15 protein-coding genes are annotated in these 15757 nt (G+C 64.7%); 10 read left to right on the top strand and 5 right to left on the bottom strand.

Translation table 11 applies throughout. The annotated features are described in order from the left end of the window. Positions 1-46: 46 nt before the first annotated feature. Genes purH through fabF form a run of 4 tightly spaced genes read right to left on the bottom strand, consistent with a single transcriptional unit; the run spans position 47 to position 7126 of the window. Complete coding sequence (gene purH / locus VIG32_07420) at positions 47-1609, bottom strand: bifunctional phosphoribosylaminoimidazolecarboxamide formyltransferase/IMP cyclohydrolase (GenBank protein HEY8297833.1); 1563 nt, start codon at positions 1607-1609, stop codon at positions 47-49. Next, positions 1602-5171: a chromosome segregation protein SMC gene (smc, locus tag VIG32_07415; protein ID HEY8297832.1), complete on the bottom strand. Its 3570-nt coding sequence runs from the start codon at positions 5169-5171 to the stop codon at positions 1602-1604. Before smc ends, purH begins: the two co-directional genes overlap by 8 nt. After that, entirely contained in the window at positions 5168-5836 is a 669-nt protein-coding gene (rnc, locus tag VIG32_07410) for a ribonuclease III (GenBank protein HEY8297831.1), read from the bottom strand. Before rnc ends, smc begins: the two co-directional genes overlap by 4 nt. A gap of 33 nt (positions 5837-5869) precedes the next feature. Then, on the bottom strand, positions 5870-7126 hold the full coding sequence (fabF, locus tag VIG32_07405; protein HEY8297830.1) for a beta-ketoacyl-ACP synthase II: 1257 nt from the start codon (positions 7124-7126) through the stop codon (positions 5870-5872). A gap of 165 nt (positions 7127-7291) precedes the next feature. Here fabF and VIG32_07400 point away from each other — a divergent pair, with 165 nt between their 5' ends. From VIG32_07400 to mrdA, 10 genes are all read left to right on the top strand, one after another. Continuing rightward, positions 7292-7879, top strand: coding sequence for a hypothetical protein (locus VIG32_07400; GenBank protein ID HEY8297829.1), 588 nt, complete (start codon positions 7292-7294; stop codon positions 7877-7879). A 211-nt stretch (positions 7880-8090) separates the two neighbouring features. After that, positions 8091-8912 carry a PP2C family protein-serine/threonine phosphatase gene (locus VIG32_07395; protein ID HEY8297828.1) on the top strand — a complete coding sequence of 274 codons (822 nt, stop codon included), beginning with the start codon at positions 8091-8093 and terminating at the stop codon, positions 8910-8912. Positions 8913-9016: 104 nt separating this feature from the next. Further along, positions 9017-9298 carry a 50S ribosomal protein L27 gene (gene rpmA / locus VIG32_07390; protein ID HEY8297827.1) on the top strand — a complete coding sequence of 94 codons (282 nt, stop codon included), beginning with the start codon at positions 9017-9019 and terminating at the stop codon, positions 9296-9298. A gap of 74 nt (positions 9299-9372) precedes the next feature. Further along, the gene (obgE, locus tag VIG32_07385) at positions 9373-10635 is read left to right on the top strand and encodes a GTPase ObgE (GenBank protein ID HEY8297826.1); all 1263 of its coding nucleotides are present in this window, start codon (positions 9373-9375) and stop codon (positions 10633-10635) included. Then, positions 10632-11249, top strand: coding sequence for a nicotinate-nucleotide adenylyltransferase (gene nadD / locus VIG32_07380; protein HEY8297825.1), 618 nt, complete (start codon positions 10632-10634; stop codon positions 11247-11249). The genes obgE and nadD overlap by 4 nt, the downstream gene beginning before the upstream one ends. Next, positions 11242-11631 carry a DUF3465 domain-containing protein gene (locus VIG32_07375; GenBank protein ID HEY8297824.1) on the top strand — a complete coding sequence of 130 codons (390 nt, stop codon included), beginning with the start codon at positions 11242-11244 and terminating at the stop codon, positions 11629-11631. Before nadD ends, VIG32_07375 begins: the two co-directional genes overlap by 8 nt. After that, entirely contained in the window at positions 11628-12236 is a 609-nt protein-coding gene (locus VIG32_07370) for a Maf family protein (protein HEY8297823.1), read from the top strand. Before VIG32_07375 ends, VIG32_07370 begins: the two co-directional genes overlap by 4 nt. Before the next feature lie 63 nt (positions 12237-12299). After that, the gene (gene mreC, locus VIG32_07365) at positions 12300-13061 is read left to right on the top strand and encodes a rod shape-determining protein MreC (GenBank protein ID HEY8297822.1); all 762 of its coding nucleotides are present in this window, start codon (positions 12300-12302) and stop codon (positions 13059-13061) included. Next, on the top strand, positions 13048-13572 hold the full coding sequence (gene mreD, locus VIG32_07360; GenBank protein ID HEY8297821.1) for a rod shape-determining protein MreD: 525 nt from the start codon (positions 13048-13050) through the stop codon (positions 13570-13572). Before mreC ends, mreD begins: the two co-directional genes overlap by 14 nt. Next, a complete protein-coding gene (gene mrdA / locus VIG32_07355; protein ID HEY8297820.1) occupies positions 13569-15425 on the top strand; it encodes a penicillin-binding protein 2 in 1857 nt (618 codons plus the stop codon). Before mreD ends, mrdA begins: the two co-directional genes overlap by 4 nt. Here mrdA and VIG32_07350 read toward each other — a convergent pair. Continuing rightward, complete coding sequence (locus tag VIG32_07350; protein HEY8297819.1) at positions 15409-15726, bottom strand: hypothetical protein; 318 nt, start codon at positions 15724-15726, stop codon at positions 15409-15411. The genes mrdA and VIG32_07350 overlap by 17 nt on opposite strands. Positions 15727-15757: the final 31 nt, after the last annotated feature.

Below are 15757 nucleotides of genomic sequence, written 5' to 3'. Positions count from 1 at the left end.
TTCGACAAGCTCAGGATGACAAGGGAAAGGGGGGTGTTGCTGCGGGTTAGTGGAGGAAGTAGCGGTGGGTTGAGAAGACGAGGGAGACGCCGAGGCGGTCGGCGGCGGCGATTACTTCGGCGTCGCGTACCGACCCCTCGGGGGCGATGATCGCGGTAATGCCGGCGGCGGCAGCGGCTTCGAGTCCGTCGGCGAATGGGAAGAACCCGTCGCTCGCTAGTGCGGCGCCGGCGGCTTTCGCGCCGGCTCGAATGCCGGCGATCTTCACCGCGCTCACGCGATTGGTTTGGCCGGCGCAGATGCCGTGCGTCGCGCCCCCTCTGACGATGACCACGCCGTTACTCTTCACGTGGCGCACGATGTCCCATGCAAAGGCGAGATCGTGCCACTCCTGGGCGAGCGGTTCGCGCGCGCTCACCGTGCGCCAGGTTTCGGGCGCGAAATGCGGATCTTCTTCTTCGGCCAGCACGCCGCCAAGCGCGCTGCGTACGCGCAATTCGCGCTGCAATTCTTCGGGGGCGGCTGCATCGAACCGCATGATTCGCAGATTTTTTTTCTTACGCAATAGAGCGAGCGCGTCGTCGTCGAATTCCGGTGCGGCGACGATCTCCAAAAAGAACTGCGCGAGCGCCTGCGCGGCTTCGAGGTCGATGCGCGCGTCGACGGCGATGATCCCGCCGAACGCCGAGACCGGATCGGCATCGAGCGCGTCGCGAACGGCTTTGCCCACGCTCGAACGCTGCGCGACGCCGCACGGCACCGTGTGTTTGACGATCGCGGCGCGCACGAAACGTTCGTGCTCGGAACCGAAGCGGGCCCCGAACGGCGCACGCGCCAGCAGTCGGAGGGTCGCGTCGAGATCGAGCAGGTTGTTGTAGCTGAGCGCCTTGCCGTGGAGCTGCTTGGGCAAACGCTCGGGGCGCGCGAGATAAAACGCCGCGCGTAATTGCGGGTTGGTACCATAGCGCAGCCGCTGTTCGAGCGGCAGCGTCAACGTCAGCGAACCCGGCAGCTCGCTCGGTAGGAGTTCGCCGTCGCTCGCGAGATAGTGGGCGATCGCGGCGTCGTATTCGGCGGTTCGCTCGAACGCGGCGATCGCGAGCAGGCGGCGTGCGTTCGCATCGAGCCCCCCGTTGGAAAGCGCGGCGAGGTAGGCCGCGTAATGCGACGGATCGCTCAAGATCGTGACGTCGTGAAAGTTCTTGGCGGCGGCGCGCAGCAGCGAGACGCCGCCAATATCGATCTGTTCGATCGCTTCCGAGAGCGTCGTTCCATCTTTGGCGACGGTGGCCTCAAAGGGATAGAGGTTGACCACGAGCACGGAAAGATCGGCGATGTGATAGTGCTCGGCCTGCGCGTTATGGTCCGAGGCGGCGCGGTCGCGCAAGATCGCTCCGAACACTTTGGGATGCAGCGTTTTCACGCGACCGCCGAAGAGCGCCGGAAAGCCGGTCAGATCCTCAACGTCGCGCGCGTCGATGCCCGCTTCGGCGAGAAACGTCCGCGTGCCGCCGGTCGCGTAGATCGAGTAGCCGCGCTCGACGAGCGCGGCCGCCACCTCGGCGGCACCCGTTTTATCCGAGAGTGAGAAGAGCGCCGCTTTAGGCAAGGGCAGGCTCCGGTTCGCGGTCGCGCGCCGTAAGTTCCGCGGAGATCAGCGTGCTGATTCCGGCTTCGCCCATCGTGACGCCGTACATACGATCGGCCAGCTCCATCGTCTGTTTGTTGTGCGTAACGATGATCATCTGCGAGTCGCTCGCCAGTTCGCGCACCATCTTCGAGAAGCGCTCGACGTTGGCGTCGTCGAGGGCCGCATCGACTTCGTCGAGCAGATAGAACGGCGCCGGACGCACGCGAATGAGCGCGAAGATCAGGGCCGCGGCCGTCATCGCGCGTTCGCCACCCGAGAGCGTCGCGAGCGGCATCAGCTTCTTGCCCGGCGGTTGAATCGAGATCTCGATGCCGGTCTCCGAAAGATTGTCGGGGTTCGTCTGCCACATCTTTGCCAGACCGCCCGGAAAGAGCTTGGCGTAGATATCGGTGAAGGCCTCGGAGACCGCATTGAAGGTCTCGTTGAACTGCACTTGCGTCTGCGCCTCGATCTCGTGGATCGACTGCAGCAGCGTTTCGCGCGCCCGCGCCAGATCGTCGAGCTGTTCTTTGAGGAAGGCCTCGCGCGCGCCGAGTTCGTCTCGGTCGGTCTCGGCGTTTAAGTTCACGTTCGAAAGACGCGCCAAATCTTCGCGCAAACGCGGCAATTCGTCGGCGATTGCATCGGGCTCGTCTTTGTAGCGCCCCTCAACCTCGCGGCACTCGTCTTCGGTCGCCGGATTCTGCGCGAACTGCGAAACGAGCATCCCGAGTTCGGCTTCGATCTCGGCCAAGCGCGTACGGTAGCGTTCGCCGCCCGCGGCCGCTTCGCGCTCCGCGATCTCGGCCGTGCGCACGTCAGATTCGAGCGACGTAAGCCGCTCGCTCATCGTCTCGCGCTCTTTGCGCGCGGCGTCGAATTGCGCGTCGGCCTCGCGAACCGCCGTCCGCAGCCGTTCGAGCTGCGCGCTTGCCGTGTCGGTCTGCGTGACGAGGTCGCCGATTTCGGCGAGCATCGTCTCCCGCGCGGTTCGCGCGCGCTCGCCGTCCGCATCGATAATGCCCAACCGCGCCTTCGCGCCGTCGCGCTCCGCACCCAGCGCCGCGAAGCGCTCGCGCAGGTCGCCGGCCTCCGAAGCGGCCTGCGTCTGCACGCCTTCGGCGCGCGCGATAGCCTCGCGGGCCTGTGCGAGTTCGGCTTCGAGCCGAACGCGATCTTCATCGCTGCGCAGCTCTCCGGCGCCCGCGCCCTCGAGCTCCCGCTCGCGCAGGCGGGCCGCTTGCGCGGCGGCGTGCAATTCGCTCACGCGCGATCGCGCGAGCTCGTACTCGGAGCGCATGCGCTGCGCGTCGGATGCGAGATTGCTCATTTCGCCGCGCATTTCGGTGAGCGAGACTTCCGCGCTGCGCGATGCTTCGTTGGCCGCTTCGCGTTCGGCAAGCGCCGATTCGCCGCGCACGCTCGCCGCCGTAACGGCGGTTTCCAGCGACGCCAAGTTGACGCGCATCTCGATGAGCTGCTCGCGCAGGGTCTGCGCCTGCACGCGCCGGGAAAGAATCGACTTCTCGCGGCGATAACGACCGCCGGTGATCGCGCCGCCGCCGGTGATCTGTTCGCCCGAAAGCGTGACGATCGTGTCGCGGAAGCCGCGATTGCGCGCGAGATAGATGCCGGTCTGCAGCGTGTCGACCACGAGCACGTTGCCGACCAAGAAGCGCACGACGCCTTCGTACTGCGGCTGGGTGCGAATCAGCGCGTGCGCGTACTCGATCACGCCGCGCACGCCGCGCAAGTCCGCCGTCAGTTCCTTACCGGGCCGATTTGCCAGCGTGTCGAGCGGCAGAAAGGTCGCGCGCCCGCTCTCCTTTGCATTCAAATACTCGATCGCGCGTTCGGCATCTTCGGAATTGCTCGTGATGATATTCGAAAGCCGCGCGCCGAACGCCACGTCCATCGCGCGCGCGTATTGTTCGTCGGTCGTGATGAGGTTGCTGACGATGCCTTCGATGCCGCGCAGCTCTCCGCGCTGCCACGCCTCAACCACGGCGCGGGTGCCCGGAACGTGTCCCTCGAGCGACGCCTCGAGTTCCTCGATCGTGTGCAGCCGCGATTCGGCGGCTTTAAGTTCGCCCGAATAATCGCGCGCCGCGGTCATCGCGTGCGCGAGTTCGCCCTGCGCCTGCGCCATCGCACGTTCCGCGTCTTCGAAGCGTCCGCGCGCGCCGAGCAGCGTCGTCTCGAGCGAGGTGAGATGCGTCTCGCGCTCGGCGTGTTTGTGCAGCGCGGCGCCGGCCGCGATCTGCATCTGGTCCGCGCGGCCGTTGGCGGCTTGAGCTTCGCCCTCGAGGCGTTCGGCCTCGGCGCGCGCGTGCTCGCCTTGGGCGCGGCGTTCCGCTTTTTTCGCGGCGAACTCGGCCGCCGCCGATTCCACTTCGCGCAGCTTGGTAAAGATCGCATCGAGCTCGCCGCGCGCGCCGGAGAGTTCGGTCTGCGCGGCTAGTTCGCGCTCGCGCGCCGATTCGAGCGCGCCCGCGAGCGGCTCGATGCGCGCGTTGAGGCCGGCGATACTCGCGGCGAGCGTCTCGCGCTCGGCCTGCACGCGAGCGACGTCTTCGGAGGTCTGCGTGCTCTGCGACTCCAGCGCTTCGCGCCGCGCTAGGGCGCCGGCGTAATCGGCTTCGAGTCGCGCGAGCTGCGCGCGAAGCTGCTGGCTGTGGGTGCGAAATTCCTCGAGTGCGAGTTCGTGCTGGTAGACGCTCGTGCGCAGGGCGGCGTGATCGGCGCCGAGCGAGGCCGATTTGGCGGCCGCCGCGCCGCGCACTTCGTCGTTTTTCTCGAGGTCTACGCGGAGACGATCGCGTTCCGCTCGCCGCGACGCGCTGGCGCGAATGTACGCCAGGATCTCGATGTCGCGCACGCGCGCGCTCAATTTCCGATAGCGCTTCGCGCGGCGCACCTGCGTGTCGAGTTCCGGAATGCGGCGCTCGAGCTCCTGGATCAAGTCGTTGATGCGAATGGCGTTGGCCTCGGTCTGTTCGAGGCGGCGCATCGACTCGTTTTTGCGCGCGAGAAATTTCGCGATGCCGGCGGTCTCTTCGAAAAGCGCGCGCCGATCGGCCGGCTTGCTGGTTAAAATCGCATCGATCTGCCCCTGCGAGACGATCGAATAGCTGCCGGGTCCGAGGCCCGTGCCCATCAACAATTCCAAGATGTCGCGCAGACGGCACTGATTGCGATTGATGAAGTATTCCATCTCACCCGCGCGATAGGCGCGGCGCGTCAACTCGACTTCCGTGTAATCGATCGGCAGCGTGCGATCCGAGTTATCGAACGTGAGCGAGACCTCGGCCAGGCCGAGCGGCTTGCGTTTTTCGTTGCCGGCGAAGATGACGTCTTCCATTTTGCCCGAGCGCAGACTCTTGCTGCTCGTCTCGCCCAGCACCCAGCGAAACGCGTCGATCAGATTCGATTTTCCCGATCCGTTCGGACCGACGATGGCCGTAATCCCGCCCGAAAAATCGAGCGTGGTGGATTCGGCAAAGGTCTTAAAACCAAACGTCTTGAGTCTCTTTAATTTCATACTCGTGCCTGTAGGGTGGTTAGTGCTTGGGTCGCGGCCGCTTGCTGGGCGTCCTTCTTCGACGGACCGCTGCCGGTTCCGAGCAATTCGCCGTTCACGCTTACGGTAGCGGTAAAGCGTCGCTCGTGCGCCGGGCCTTGGCCTTCTTCGCGATAGACCGGCATGCAGGCGAAACGCTCTTGTGAGAGCTCCTGAAGCTGGGTCTTCGAGTCGGCGAGATTGGCGGTGGCGTGATCGACGAACGCGATGTGTTCCCGCACGACGAAGTCGCGCGCGGGCTCGAGTCCGTACGTTCCGTAGACCGCGGCGATAAACGCTTCGAAGCAGTCGGCCAGGATCGAGGTACGTTCGGTGCCGCCGTGGGCTCGCTCGCCGGCGCCGACGTGCAGCAATTCGCTAAATCCCAGCCGGCGCGCGCTCGTTGCGAGCGATCGATCGCTCACGATCGCGGCCTTGCGCTTGGCGAGCGTGCCTTCTTTATCGTCGGGGTAGTTCGCATAGAGCCAGCCGGCAACGATCGCGCCGAGAATCGCGTCGCCGAGAAACTCCAACCGTTCGTTGCTCGGGATTCCGCCTTCGCGCGCCGCACTTTCGTGCACGAAGGCCGGTTCGAGAACCTCGAGGGCTCCGGACGGCAGATTCGCAACCTCCAGCAACGCCCGCATGCGGCGCCGACGGCTTTCGCCCGCCACCTGCAGCTACTGCTTGAGCTTGCCGAAAACGAGCACGCTGTTATGCCCGCCGAACCCGAAGCCGTTGGAGAGCGCGACGTTCACCGTCGCCTTGCGGGCCACGTTGGGCACGTAGTCGAGCGTGCACTCGGGATCGGGGAATTCGTAATTGATCGTTGGCGGCATGATGTCGTCGCGCACGGCAAGCACCGTTGCGATGCCTTCGATACCGCCGGCCGCACCGAGCGCGTGACCGTGCATCGATTTGGTCGAACTCACCGCAACGCGCGGTTCCGGACCGAAGACGCGCGCGATTGCGGCCGATTCGGCGACGTCGCCGAGCGGCGTGGAAGTGCCGTGCGCGTTGATGTAATCGACGTCGCCGGCGGCAATGCCCGCGCGCGCGAGCGCCCGCTGCATCGCGAGTTCCACGCCGCGGCTCTCCGGATCGGGCGCGACGAGGTTGTATGCATCGGAGGATTGCCCGTATCCGAGTACCTCGCAATAGATGGTCGCGCCGCGCCGCCGCGCCAGTTCGTACTCCTCTAGAATCAGAATCCCGGCGCCCTCGGCGAGTACGAAGCCGTCGCGCTGCTTATCCCACGGCCGGCTGGCTTTGGTCGGCTCGTCGTTGCGGGTCGAGAGCGCTTTCATCGTGCAGAAACCACCCAGCGCCAGCGGCGAGATCGTCGCTTCGGTGCCGCCGGCGACCATCGCGTCGCAGTCGCCGTTGACGATGTAATTGTAGGCGGTGATGATCGCGTCGTTCGCCGACGCGCAAGCGCTGGCCACCGAAAAGAACGGACCGCGAAATCCGTACTGCATCGAGATGTGCGCCGGCGCCGCATTGGCCATCAGCATCGGAATAAAGAAGGGCGTCACTTTCGCCCAGGTTCCGTTCTTATTGGCAATATCGGAATTGTGCCAGAACGTGAGGATGCCGCCGATCCCCGTGCCGAGCACCGAGCCGACCCGTTCCTTAAAAGCCTCGTCGTCGGGCAGGCGCGCATCTTCGATCGCCTCGCGGGCCGCGACCAGTGCGTACTGCGCGAAGCGATCCATTCGCTTGGACTCTTTTTTCCCGATCAGCGTCTCACCGTCGAAGTCTTTGACTTCGGCGGCAAAACGCGTCGAAAAATCGCTCGCATCGAACGCCGTGATCGGGCCCATGCCGCTCTCGCCGGCGACCAGCCGGCGCCAGAACTCGCCGGTACTATTTCCCAGGGGCGTCACGGCCCCGAGGCCGGTGACCACCACGCGCCGCCGGGCGGGGCGTGCATTCATCGAATCGTCCAAAACGCACCTGAGTTACGGCGACCCGGGACGGGAACCTCTCGGGAGAGGCGGCGAGCGAGCGGTTTCCTGCGAACAAACGCGGCCCTCATCGCGTTTTAACCAGGACGAGCGTCGGCAACTGTTCCGGCTCGCACCTCAAAGGAGTCCCGCAGAATGAACAAACTCCACACGGCACTGCTCGCCACGGCTTTCGGGCTCGGCTCCGTCGCATCGATCGGCCTGCACCAGGCTCAGAATCCGACGGCCGGTTCCGCCGGCCTCCTCAGCGCCGGCGCATCGATCGCGCTCGCCGACGAGGGCGACAATCACGGCGACCACGGCGACCAGCAAGGCGACCAGGGCAACCACAAGGATCGCGGCCATCACCGCGGCCATCGCAATAACAACAACAATTGCGGCTATTACGGGAATAACTGCAACAACAATAATTACAATCGCTGCGGCAACAACAACGGCGAGAACGAAGACAACAACCGCGGCCGCAACAACTGCAACAACAACGGCGGCTATTACGGCAACGGCCGAAACGGCAATCAGAACGGCAATCAGACCGTCAGCGGCGTAATCGTCGGCGTCAGCGGCAACCAGGTCACGATCATGCAAGGTCTGCTCCACCGCATCACCATTAACGATCAGCCGGCGCTCGATCGCCAGGCCACGGGACGCATCGAGATCGGACGCTCGATCACGGCCTACGGCTACTACAGCAACGGCACGTTCTACGCAACGAGCATCAACTAGCCGCGTCGAAAGCAGTCATCGGGCGCCGGGCAATTGCCCGAGCGCCCGCCCTCCGCTTCGCCAAAGCCCTAAAACCGGTTTAGCGAAAACTTCTATTCACGGCAGGCCGCCCTGGAGACGACCGGCTATTAATACATAGGATGTGCAGCTCATTGCATCGTCCGTTCTCTTTCCGCCCAGCTATGGGCACGGTGCCGAAAAGGAACAACACGTGAGCGACCCCGGCGCATCACCAATCATCTCGTCCGTGCACTCCCTGAGCAGGGCGATATCGGCGCTCACGCGCGGCGAGAACGAACAGCAGCATTTTGAGCTTGCCGCGCAGCGCATCCAACATGCACTGTTGGACATCGCGATTCCGAGCGTACCCGGATTCGATATGGGAATGTGTGCCGAGCCGGCGCGTCTCGTGGGCGGCGACTATATCGATCTCTACAAGTCGCCGGCCGGCGCACTCGTCTTTGGCCTCGGGGATGCATCGGGAAAGTCATTGGCCGCCGCGCTGAATTCGCTGATGCTTCGCTATCTCGTGAGAGGACTCGTTCGAGCGCTAGACGCCGACGATCTCGTCTCGGTCGTTACGCATGCAAATGTCGTCTTGTATGAAGACATGGCCGATGATGATTTCATTACATTTCTACTCGGTGCGGTCGACTGCGATACGGGCCAACTTCGAGTCGTAAATGCCGGCCACGAACCGCCGTTGATTCTCGCCCGCGATGCGCAGGACACCATCACGCTCGATTGCCACGATATCGTCCTCGGTATTTCCGAAACGACGGACTATCGGCAAGAGGAGTACCTGCTCCGACCTGGCGACACGGCCGTCTTCTACACGGATGGACTCACCGAGGCGACCGACACACACGGTGAGATGTACACGATCGCCGGATTAAAGAAGGAACTCGTTCGTTCGCGCCATCTGAGCGCTCAAGATCTCGCGACGGCAATGTTTGAAGCGGTGAAATCCTACGCCGTGGCCCCGCTTCGCGACGATTCGACGATCTTTATCCTGCGACGGACGACGGTCTGAGACCAGCGCAAGGGCAGCCCCGATCGACCCAATGGGGACCTGCGACCTGCCGAGCGTCTTCGGCCGTTGACGCGAAGCGGCCCGGATGTTATAGTCTTGCGGCTATGTTCCAGTTCGATCTCCAGCTTTTTGCCTCAAAAAAGGGCGCCGGCTCCACTCGCAACGGTCGCGACTCCAACGCGCAGCGCCTCGGCGTCAAGCGCTTCGGCGGTCAGGTCGTGGTCGCGGGCAATATCCTGATTCGTCAGCGCGGCACCAAATTTTACCCCGGCGAGAACGTCGGCATCGGCAAGGACCACACGCTCTTTGCCTTGGTGGACGGCACCGTCGAGTTTGCGACGCATCGCAATCGCAAGCACGTGCACGTCCGCTCGGCGGCCGCCTAAGCTCGCTTCGATCGGAACGACGAACGTGAGGACCCTCAGGGTCCTCTTTCATTTGATGCGGAAGTAAGGTCGGCGTGCAATTTATCGACGAGGCCACAATCACGGTGGCGGCGGGCGGCGGCGGCGACGGCATCGTCGGCTGGCGGCGCGAGAAGTACGTGCCCAAGGGCGGCCCGGCCGGCGGCGACGGCGGGCACGGCGGCACCGTCTATCTCGAGGCGACCCCCGAGCTCTCCACACTGGTCGAGTTCCGCTTTAAGCGCCAGTTCGCCGGCGAAGCCGGCAGAGCCGGCGGCGGCTCCAACAAGTCGGGCAAGGCCGGCGAGGATCTCGTCATCTTCGTTCCGGTCGGCACGCTCGTCTACCGTACGCTCGACGAACAGCCCGAAGCCTTTCTCGTGGACCTCAAGACCGCCGGCGAACGCGTCGTCGTCGCCAAGGGCGGCCGCGGCGGCCTCGGCAACCAGCATTTTGCCACCAGCAAGCGCCAGGCGCCCCACTTCGCCGAGAAGGGCGAGCCCGGGCAGCGTTGCGCGCTGCGTCTCGAGCTGCGCCTGCTCGCCGATTGCGGCGTTATCGGTCTGCCCAACGCAGGCAAGTCGACGCTGCTCTCGGTCGTCTCCGCGGCCCGCCCGAAGATCGCCGACTATCCCTTTACCACCCTCGAGCCGCAGCTCGGCGTCGTGCGTATCTCCGAGGAAGAGTCGTTCGTTATGGTCGACGTGCCCGGATTGATCGAAGGCGCGCATGAAGGCGCCGGTCTCGGCGACCAATTCTTGCGTCACATCGAACGGACGCGCGTGCTCGTGCACCTGCTCGACGGCGGCAAACCGCTCGACGAGATTCTGCACGACAAAGAGATCATCGAACGCGAACTCGTCGCCTGGAATCCCAAACTCGGCGAGAAGCCGGCGCTGCTGGTCGTGAGTAAACTCGATCTCCCCGACGCGCAAGAGCGCCTCGGCGAACTGCGCGCCAGCTTCCCCGAGATTCGCGGCGTCAGCTCCGCCACCGGCGAAGGCGTGCGCGAGATGCTCTTCGCCGCGTGGAAGACGATTGCGGCGACGCCCCTGCCCGAGGTGGTCGTGCCGGAAGCGCCGCGCATCGTGCTCAAACCGAACGAGCCGTTTACGATCGCCAAGGACGACGACGTCTTCGTCATCGCCGGCGAACGCGTCGAACGCTTGGCGTCGATGACCGACTTCGACGCCGACGAGGGTCTCGCGCGCTTCGAACAAATTCTCGCGAAGATGGGCGTCGACAAAAAACTCCGCGAACTGGGCGCGAAAGAGGGCGACACGGTTCGCATCGGGGGCTTCGAGTTCACGTACTCGTGAAACTCGGAATCTTCGGCGGAACGTTCGACCCGGTCCACAACGCGCATCTGTTCGTTGCCGAATCCGCTCGCCGGCTCGAAGAGCTCGATCGGGTAGTGTTCGTTCCGACGAATCACACGCACTACCGCGACGGCGCGCGGGCGAATAGCGCGCACCGCTGCGCGATGATCCTCGGCGCGATCGCGAGCAATCGCCGTTTCGCGCTCGACGATACCGATCTGCGCGACGACGCCACCGGCTACACCGCCGATCTGCTGCCGCGGCTCAAGCTGAAGTACCCGGATGCGACGCTGACGTTTATCACCGGCGCGGATTCGCTCGCGAGCAATGCGTGGGTGCGCTTTGAGGAAGTCGTCGACGCGCTCGATGCCTTCGTGGTGGCGCCGCGCGCGGGAATCGCGATGGAAGCCGTCTCCCGCGCCATCGCCGTCTTGCCCCAGCGCCTGCGCGATCGCGTCAAAGCCTTGAACCTGCCGGAGATTCCCGAGAGCGCCACGCTGATACGCACGCTGCTCGCGCAAGGAAAGTCCGTGCGCTACCTCGTCCCCGAGCCGGTGTGGCAATACATCTCCGCCCACCATCTCTACGGTATCGCGGCCGCCGACGATGCGTAAGATGCTCACCGCGGCGATCGCGATGTTGCTCGCCGGCTGTTCCGGGGGCGGCGCACCCGGCGTACGCGCGGCGATGGATGCGTGTTCGCGCGGCGCGGCACACGTGGAAGTGCGCGATTCCGGCACCGTCGTTCGCGTGCTCGGCACGCGTGAATCGCGCAGCGGGCGCCACGAAGGGTTCGTCGTACGCCTCAACGGCATCGAACTGCGCGTGGAAGACAACGCGGATATAACCGGGCCGATCCCACTGCGCGCCGGCGAACCGATCGCGTTGCAGGGCCAATACGAATGTAACGACGGCGTCATCCATTGGACGCATCACGATCCGCGTTTTCGCCACCCGGCCGGCTACATCGAGGTCGGGGGAACGCACTACCAATGAATCTCGATCGAATCGTACTCGCGAGCGCATCGCCGCGACGGCTGGAACTGCTGCGTTCGCTCCACCTCGACGTCACGGTCGTTCCGAGCGCGTACGACGAGCCCGAGCATCCCGGCATCGCGCCGCACGAGCTCGCGGTCGCGCACGCGCGCAACAAAGCCGGCGACGTGCGCCGCGCCTACGCGCGCGACGTCGTCGTCGCGGCCGACACGGTCGTCGATGTAGACGGGCTCGCGTACGGTAAACCGAAAGATGCGCTGGACGCGCGACGCATGCTGCAAATACTTTCCGGACGCACGCATCGCGTGCACACCGCGTTTGCCGTGAGCGTGCCGCAGCGAGACGATCTCGTCGAAGCGTGCTCGAGCACCGCCGTCACGTTCTACGCGCTCGACGACGCGGAGATCGCACGGTACGTTGCCGGCGGCGAGCCGATGGATAAAGCCGGCGCGTACGGAATTCAAGGGTACGGCGCGACGCTGGTCGAGCGCATCGACGGAGACTTTTACACCGTCATGGGCTTTCCGTTAGCGAGATTCGTGCGGTCGCTGCGCCGCCTGGGTTTTACGTTCCCGGTAGCGAACCCTCACGCGAAGAGCCCCTAAGCTAGGGCGGGAGCGGACATCTTTACCTATCGGGACGAGCGGCGACTCTTTGCGGTAATCAGCGTGATTATCGTCATGTCGCTCGTTGCGCTGATCCAGGTAAGCGCCGCCCGCAGCGGCTCCGCGAGCCCGATCACCGTTGCCGGTACGACGGCCGCGGCACTCCTGGAGGGGGCCGCGAGCGCCGTCATCGGCGGCGTCCGCGCCGGCTCGCGCGGGCTCGTCGATCTACCGCAGCTCGAACGTGAAAACGGAGCGCTCCGCGCCGAAAATACGGCGATCGAGCAAGAGAATGCCCGCTTACACGAACAAGTCGTCGCCTACAGCCAACAGCTCGCGCTCGCGCCGCGCATGGCCGAATATCGCAATGCGATCGCTGCGCGGATCATCGGCTTTCCGCCGGAGAACGAAGTTCGCAGCGTCACCATCAACCGCGGAACGCGCAACGGCGTGAGCCGCGACGACGGGGTGCTGGCGGCCGGCGGTGTCGTCGGGCGGATCGTCGAGGCCGGGCCGTTCACGAGCAAGGTCGCGTTGATCACCGATTTCACCTCGAGCATTCCCGCGATCGTGCAGCGCGGCCGCTATTGGGGCATCGCCAAAGGGAACGCGGCGAGCGTGCGTCTCGAATACGTTTCGCAGGACGCCCCGCTGCGGGTCGGCGACCGCGTGGTCACGGGCGAGGCCCGTTCCTTTCACTCCGGTGCGCTCATCGGCACGATCGTCCGGATAGAGCGCTCGGATGCGAGCCTCTACGAAACCGCGATCGTCAAGCCCGCCGTCGATCTTTCGAGTCTCGACCGCGTTGTCGTTGTCCCGAAGTAAACCGCAGGAGACGCCCTTTACGGGTCCGGTCTGGTGGCGCGCGGGAATCTATCTCGCGGTAGCGCTGCTCGTCCAAGTCGAGTTGATGCATTTCTTCCGTTTCCGCGATGCCGAAGTGAGCTTGGTGCTGGTCGTCGTGGTCTGGTATTCGATTCGGGTGGATGCCAAGCGGGCCGCCGTCTACGGGCTGCTCGCCGGGCTCGGCGAGGATATTTTAGCGGCGCAGACCGGCGCCGCGTGGACGATCTCGACGACGATCACCGCGATACTCGCGGGCATGCTCTCGCGCGGATTCTTCGCCGACTCGATGCCGCTCGCGACGGCGATCGTTGCCATCGCGACGCTGATTCGCAGTCTGCTGTTTTGGATCGTGATGGCGCTCGAGGGCTATCCGCCCGGGTATGCGGCGCTGCACTTGCACCAGAGCCTGTGGCAGGCACTGCTCAACGCCGTCTTTGTGGCGGTAGTGATGCTCGCGCTGCGATATCGCGAAACGCTTTCGGCTCGATGATTCCGTATTACAAGCGCCGCAAGACGCCGTGGGAGCGCTCGCCGTTACGCATCGGGGCCTTTATCGCGGTAACCGTGTTCGCGCTCGGGGCGCTCCTGTTTCGCCTGATCCAAGTGCAGATCGTTCACGGGCAAGAGTACCGGCTCGAAGCGCAAGCCAACCAAGTGCGGTTGATTCCCGTTTCGGCTCCGCGCGGGTTGATCTACGGCCGCTACGGCAAAGTGCTGGTGCGTAGCCGCCCGTCGTTCGTCGTAGCGCTCATCCCCTCGGAGGTCAAAGACGTCGCGAGCGAGTTGCGCGTGCTCGCGCAGACGATCGGCATTCCTGCGGCGCAACTCGAACATCGCTTGCTGCATCATCACGGCGTCAACTACACCGACTTCGCGCAAGTCGCGACCTACGAACCCTACGGGCCGGTGATTTTGGCGAGCGATCTTTCCGTGGCCAAAGTCGCGCGCATCTCCGAGTTGCTCAACGATCTTCCGGGCGTCGATCTCGAGGCGCAGCCGATTCGCAACTATCCGTACGGCACGACGGCCTCGCATCTCTTCGGCTACGTGGGCGCGATCACCGCGGAGGAATACAAGACGTTGCGCCACCGCGGATACTCGCCGAACGACGTGGTGGGAAAGGACGGGCTCGAGTTTGCGTACGACCAATACTTGCGCGGGCAACCCGGAGGACAGCGGATCGTCGTCGATTCCCAAGGCCAGGTGGTTTCCGCCGTCAAGCTGCCCGCGAAACAGCCGGTGCCCGGCGACAGTTTGGTAACGAGTATCGATTGGCGCCTGCAGTCGATCGCCGACAAGGCGCTTGCGGACGGGATCAAGTCGTGGGGGCACGGCCGCAAACTCTCGGGCGCGGCGATCGCGATCGATCCCTACAGCGGCGCGATTCTGGCGCTCGCCGCTTACCCGAACTTCGACCCCAACGCGTTTGCAAGCGATAACTACAAGAAGATTTCGGCCTATCTCACCGATCCCGCCCAACCGCTCTTCGACGACGCGATCGCGGCCGCCACGCCGACCGGATCGACGTTCAAGATGGTGACCGGGTCGGGCGCGATCAGCGACGGCGTGGTGACGCCGACCGAGATCGTCTACGATTCCGGCGCTTGGAACTGCGGCGGCTACATCGCGCGCGACATCGCTTCGGGCGGGCTTGGGGACACCGCGTTCGTTCACGCACTCGCCGCGTCGTCGGACGGATATTTCTACCAAATGGCCTGGCGGCTCGGCAACAAGCGTCTGCGCAAATGGGCGCTCGCATACGGACTCGCACAGAAATCCGGAATCGATCTTCCCGGGGAGAACGCCGGGAATTGGCCGACCAACGCGTGGAGCATGAAGACCTTCGGCGTCCCGATGGAGCCCGCCGACGTGTGCTCGCTCGGCATCGGCCAAGGCGCCATGCAAGCCACGCCGCTCCAAATCGCCAACGTCGCCGCCACCGTCATCAATGGCGGCACGCTCTATCATCCGCGCATCGTGTGGCAGATTCGCGATGCGAACGGGAACGTCGTCAAGCGCTACGCGCCGTCGGTTTTCAAACACGTTCCGGCAACGCCGCAAGCCTTCGAAGCCGTTCGCCAAGGCATGGCGAAGGTGACCGATCCCGGCGGCACGGCGTACGGCCTCGCGATCCCCGGATTACATTACTCCGGCAAGACCGGCACGGTAGAAACGGCCGGCGGATCGGGACCGAACACGACGTGGTTCGTCTGCTGGGCGCCGACCGATCGGCCGAAGTTCGCGATGGCCGTTTTTGTCGACCGTTCCGGCGGCTACGGCGCGAGCGTGGCCGCGCCGATCGCGCAGAGTATCTTGTTGAAGTACTTCAAGAAAAAACTGTAGGGTGGGTTTCGGGCGCGCCTGCGAACGCGCGCTCGAGCGCGGCTCGCAGCCCGGCGTCGGTCTCTTCGGCGGTTGCGGCGCGCAGGATCTCGCGACTCCAATCGTTTCCAACCAGCGCCAAACGCTCGATCATTTCGCGCCGCTCGGCGAGGCTCAGATTCGTCAGCGATTCGTCGACGAGTGCGGGCCACGCCGTCGCACCGCTCGTTGCGCCGGGTGCGGGCGCAACGGTTTCGCGCGCCGCATCCGGCCGCACTTTCGACGAGCGCACGAGCGACGAGCCGATGCCGAAGAGCAGCACGCCGACCAGGAAGACGACGCCGAGGGTGAGG

Source organism: Candidatus Baltobacteraceae bacterium (genome assembly GCA_036559195.1).
Classification (GTDB): Bacteria; Vulcanimicrobiota; Vulcanimicrobiia; order Vulcanimicrobiales; family Vulcanimicrobiaceae; genus JALYTZ01.
Note: the sequence above shows the minus strand (reverse complement) of the source record. Positions and strands in the feature narration are given on the sequence as shown.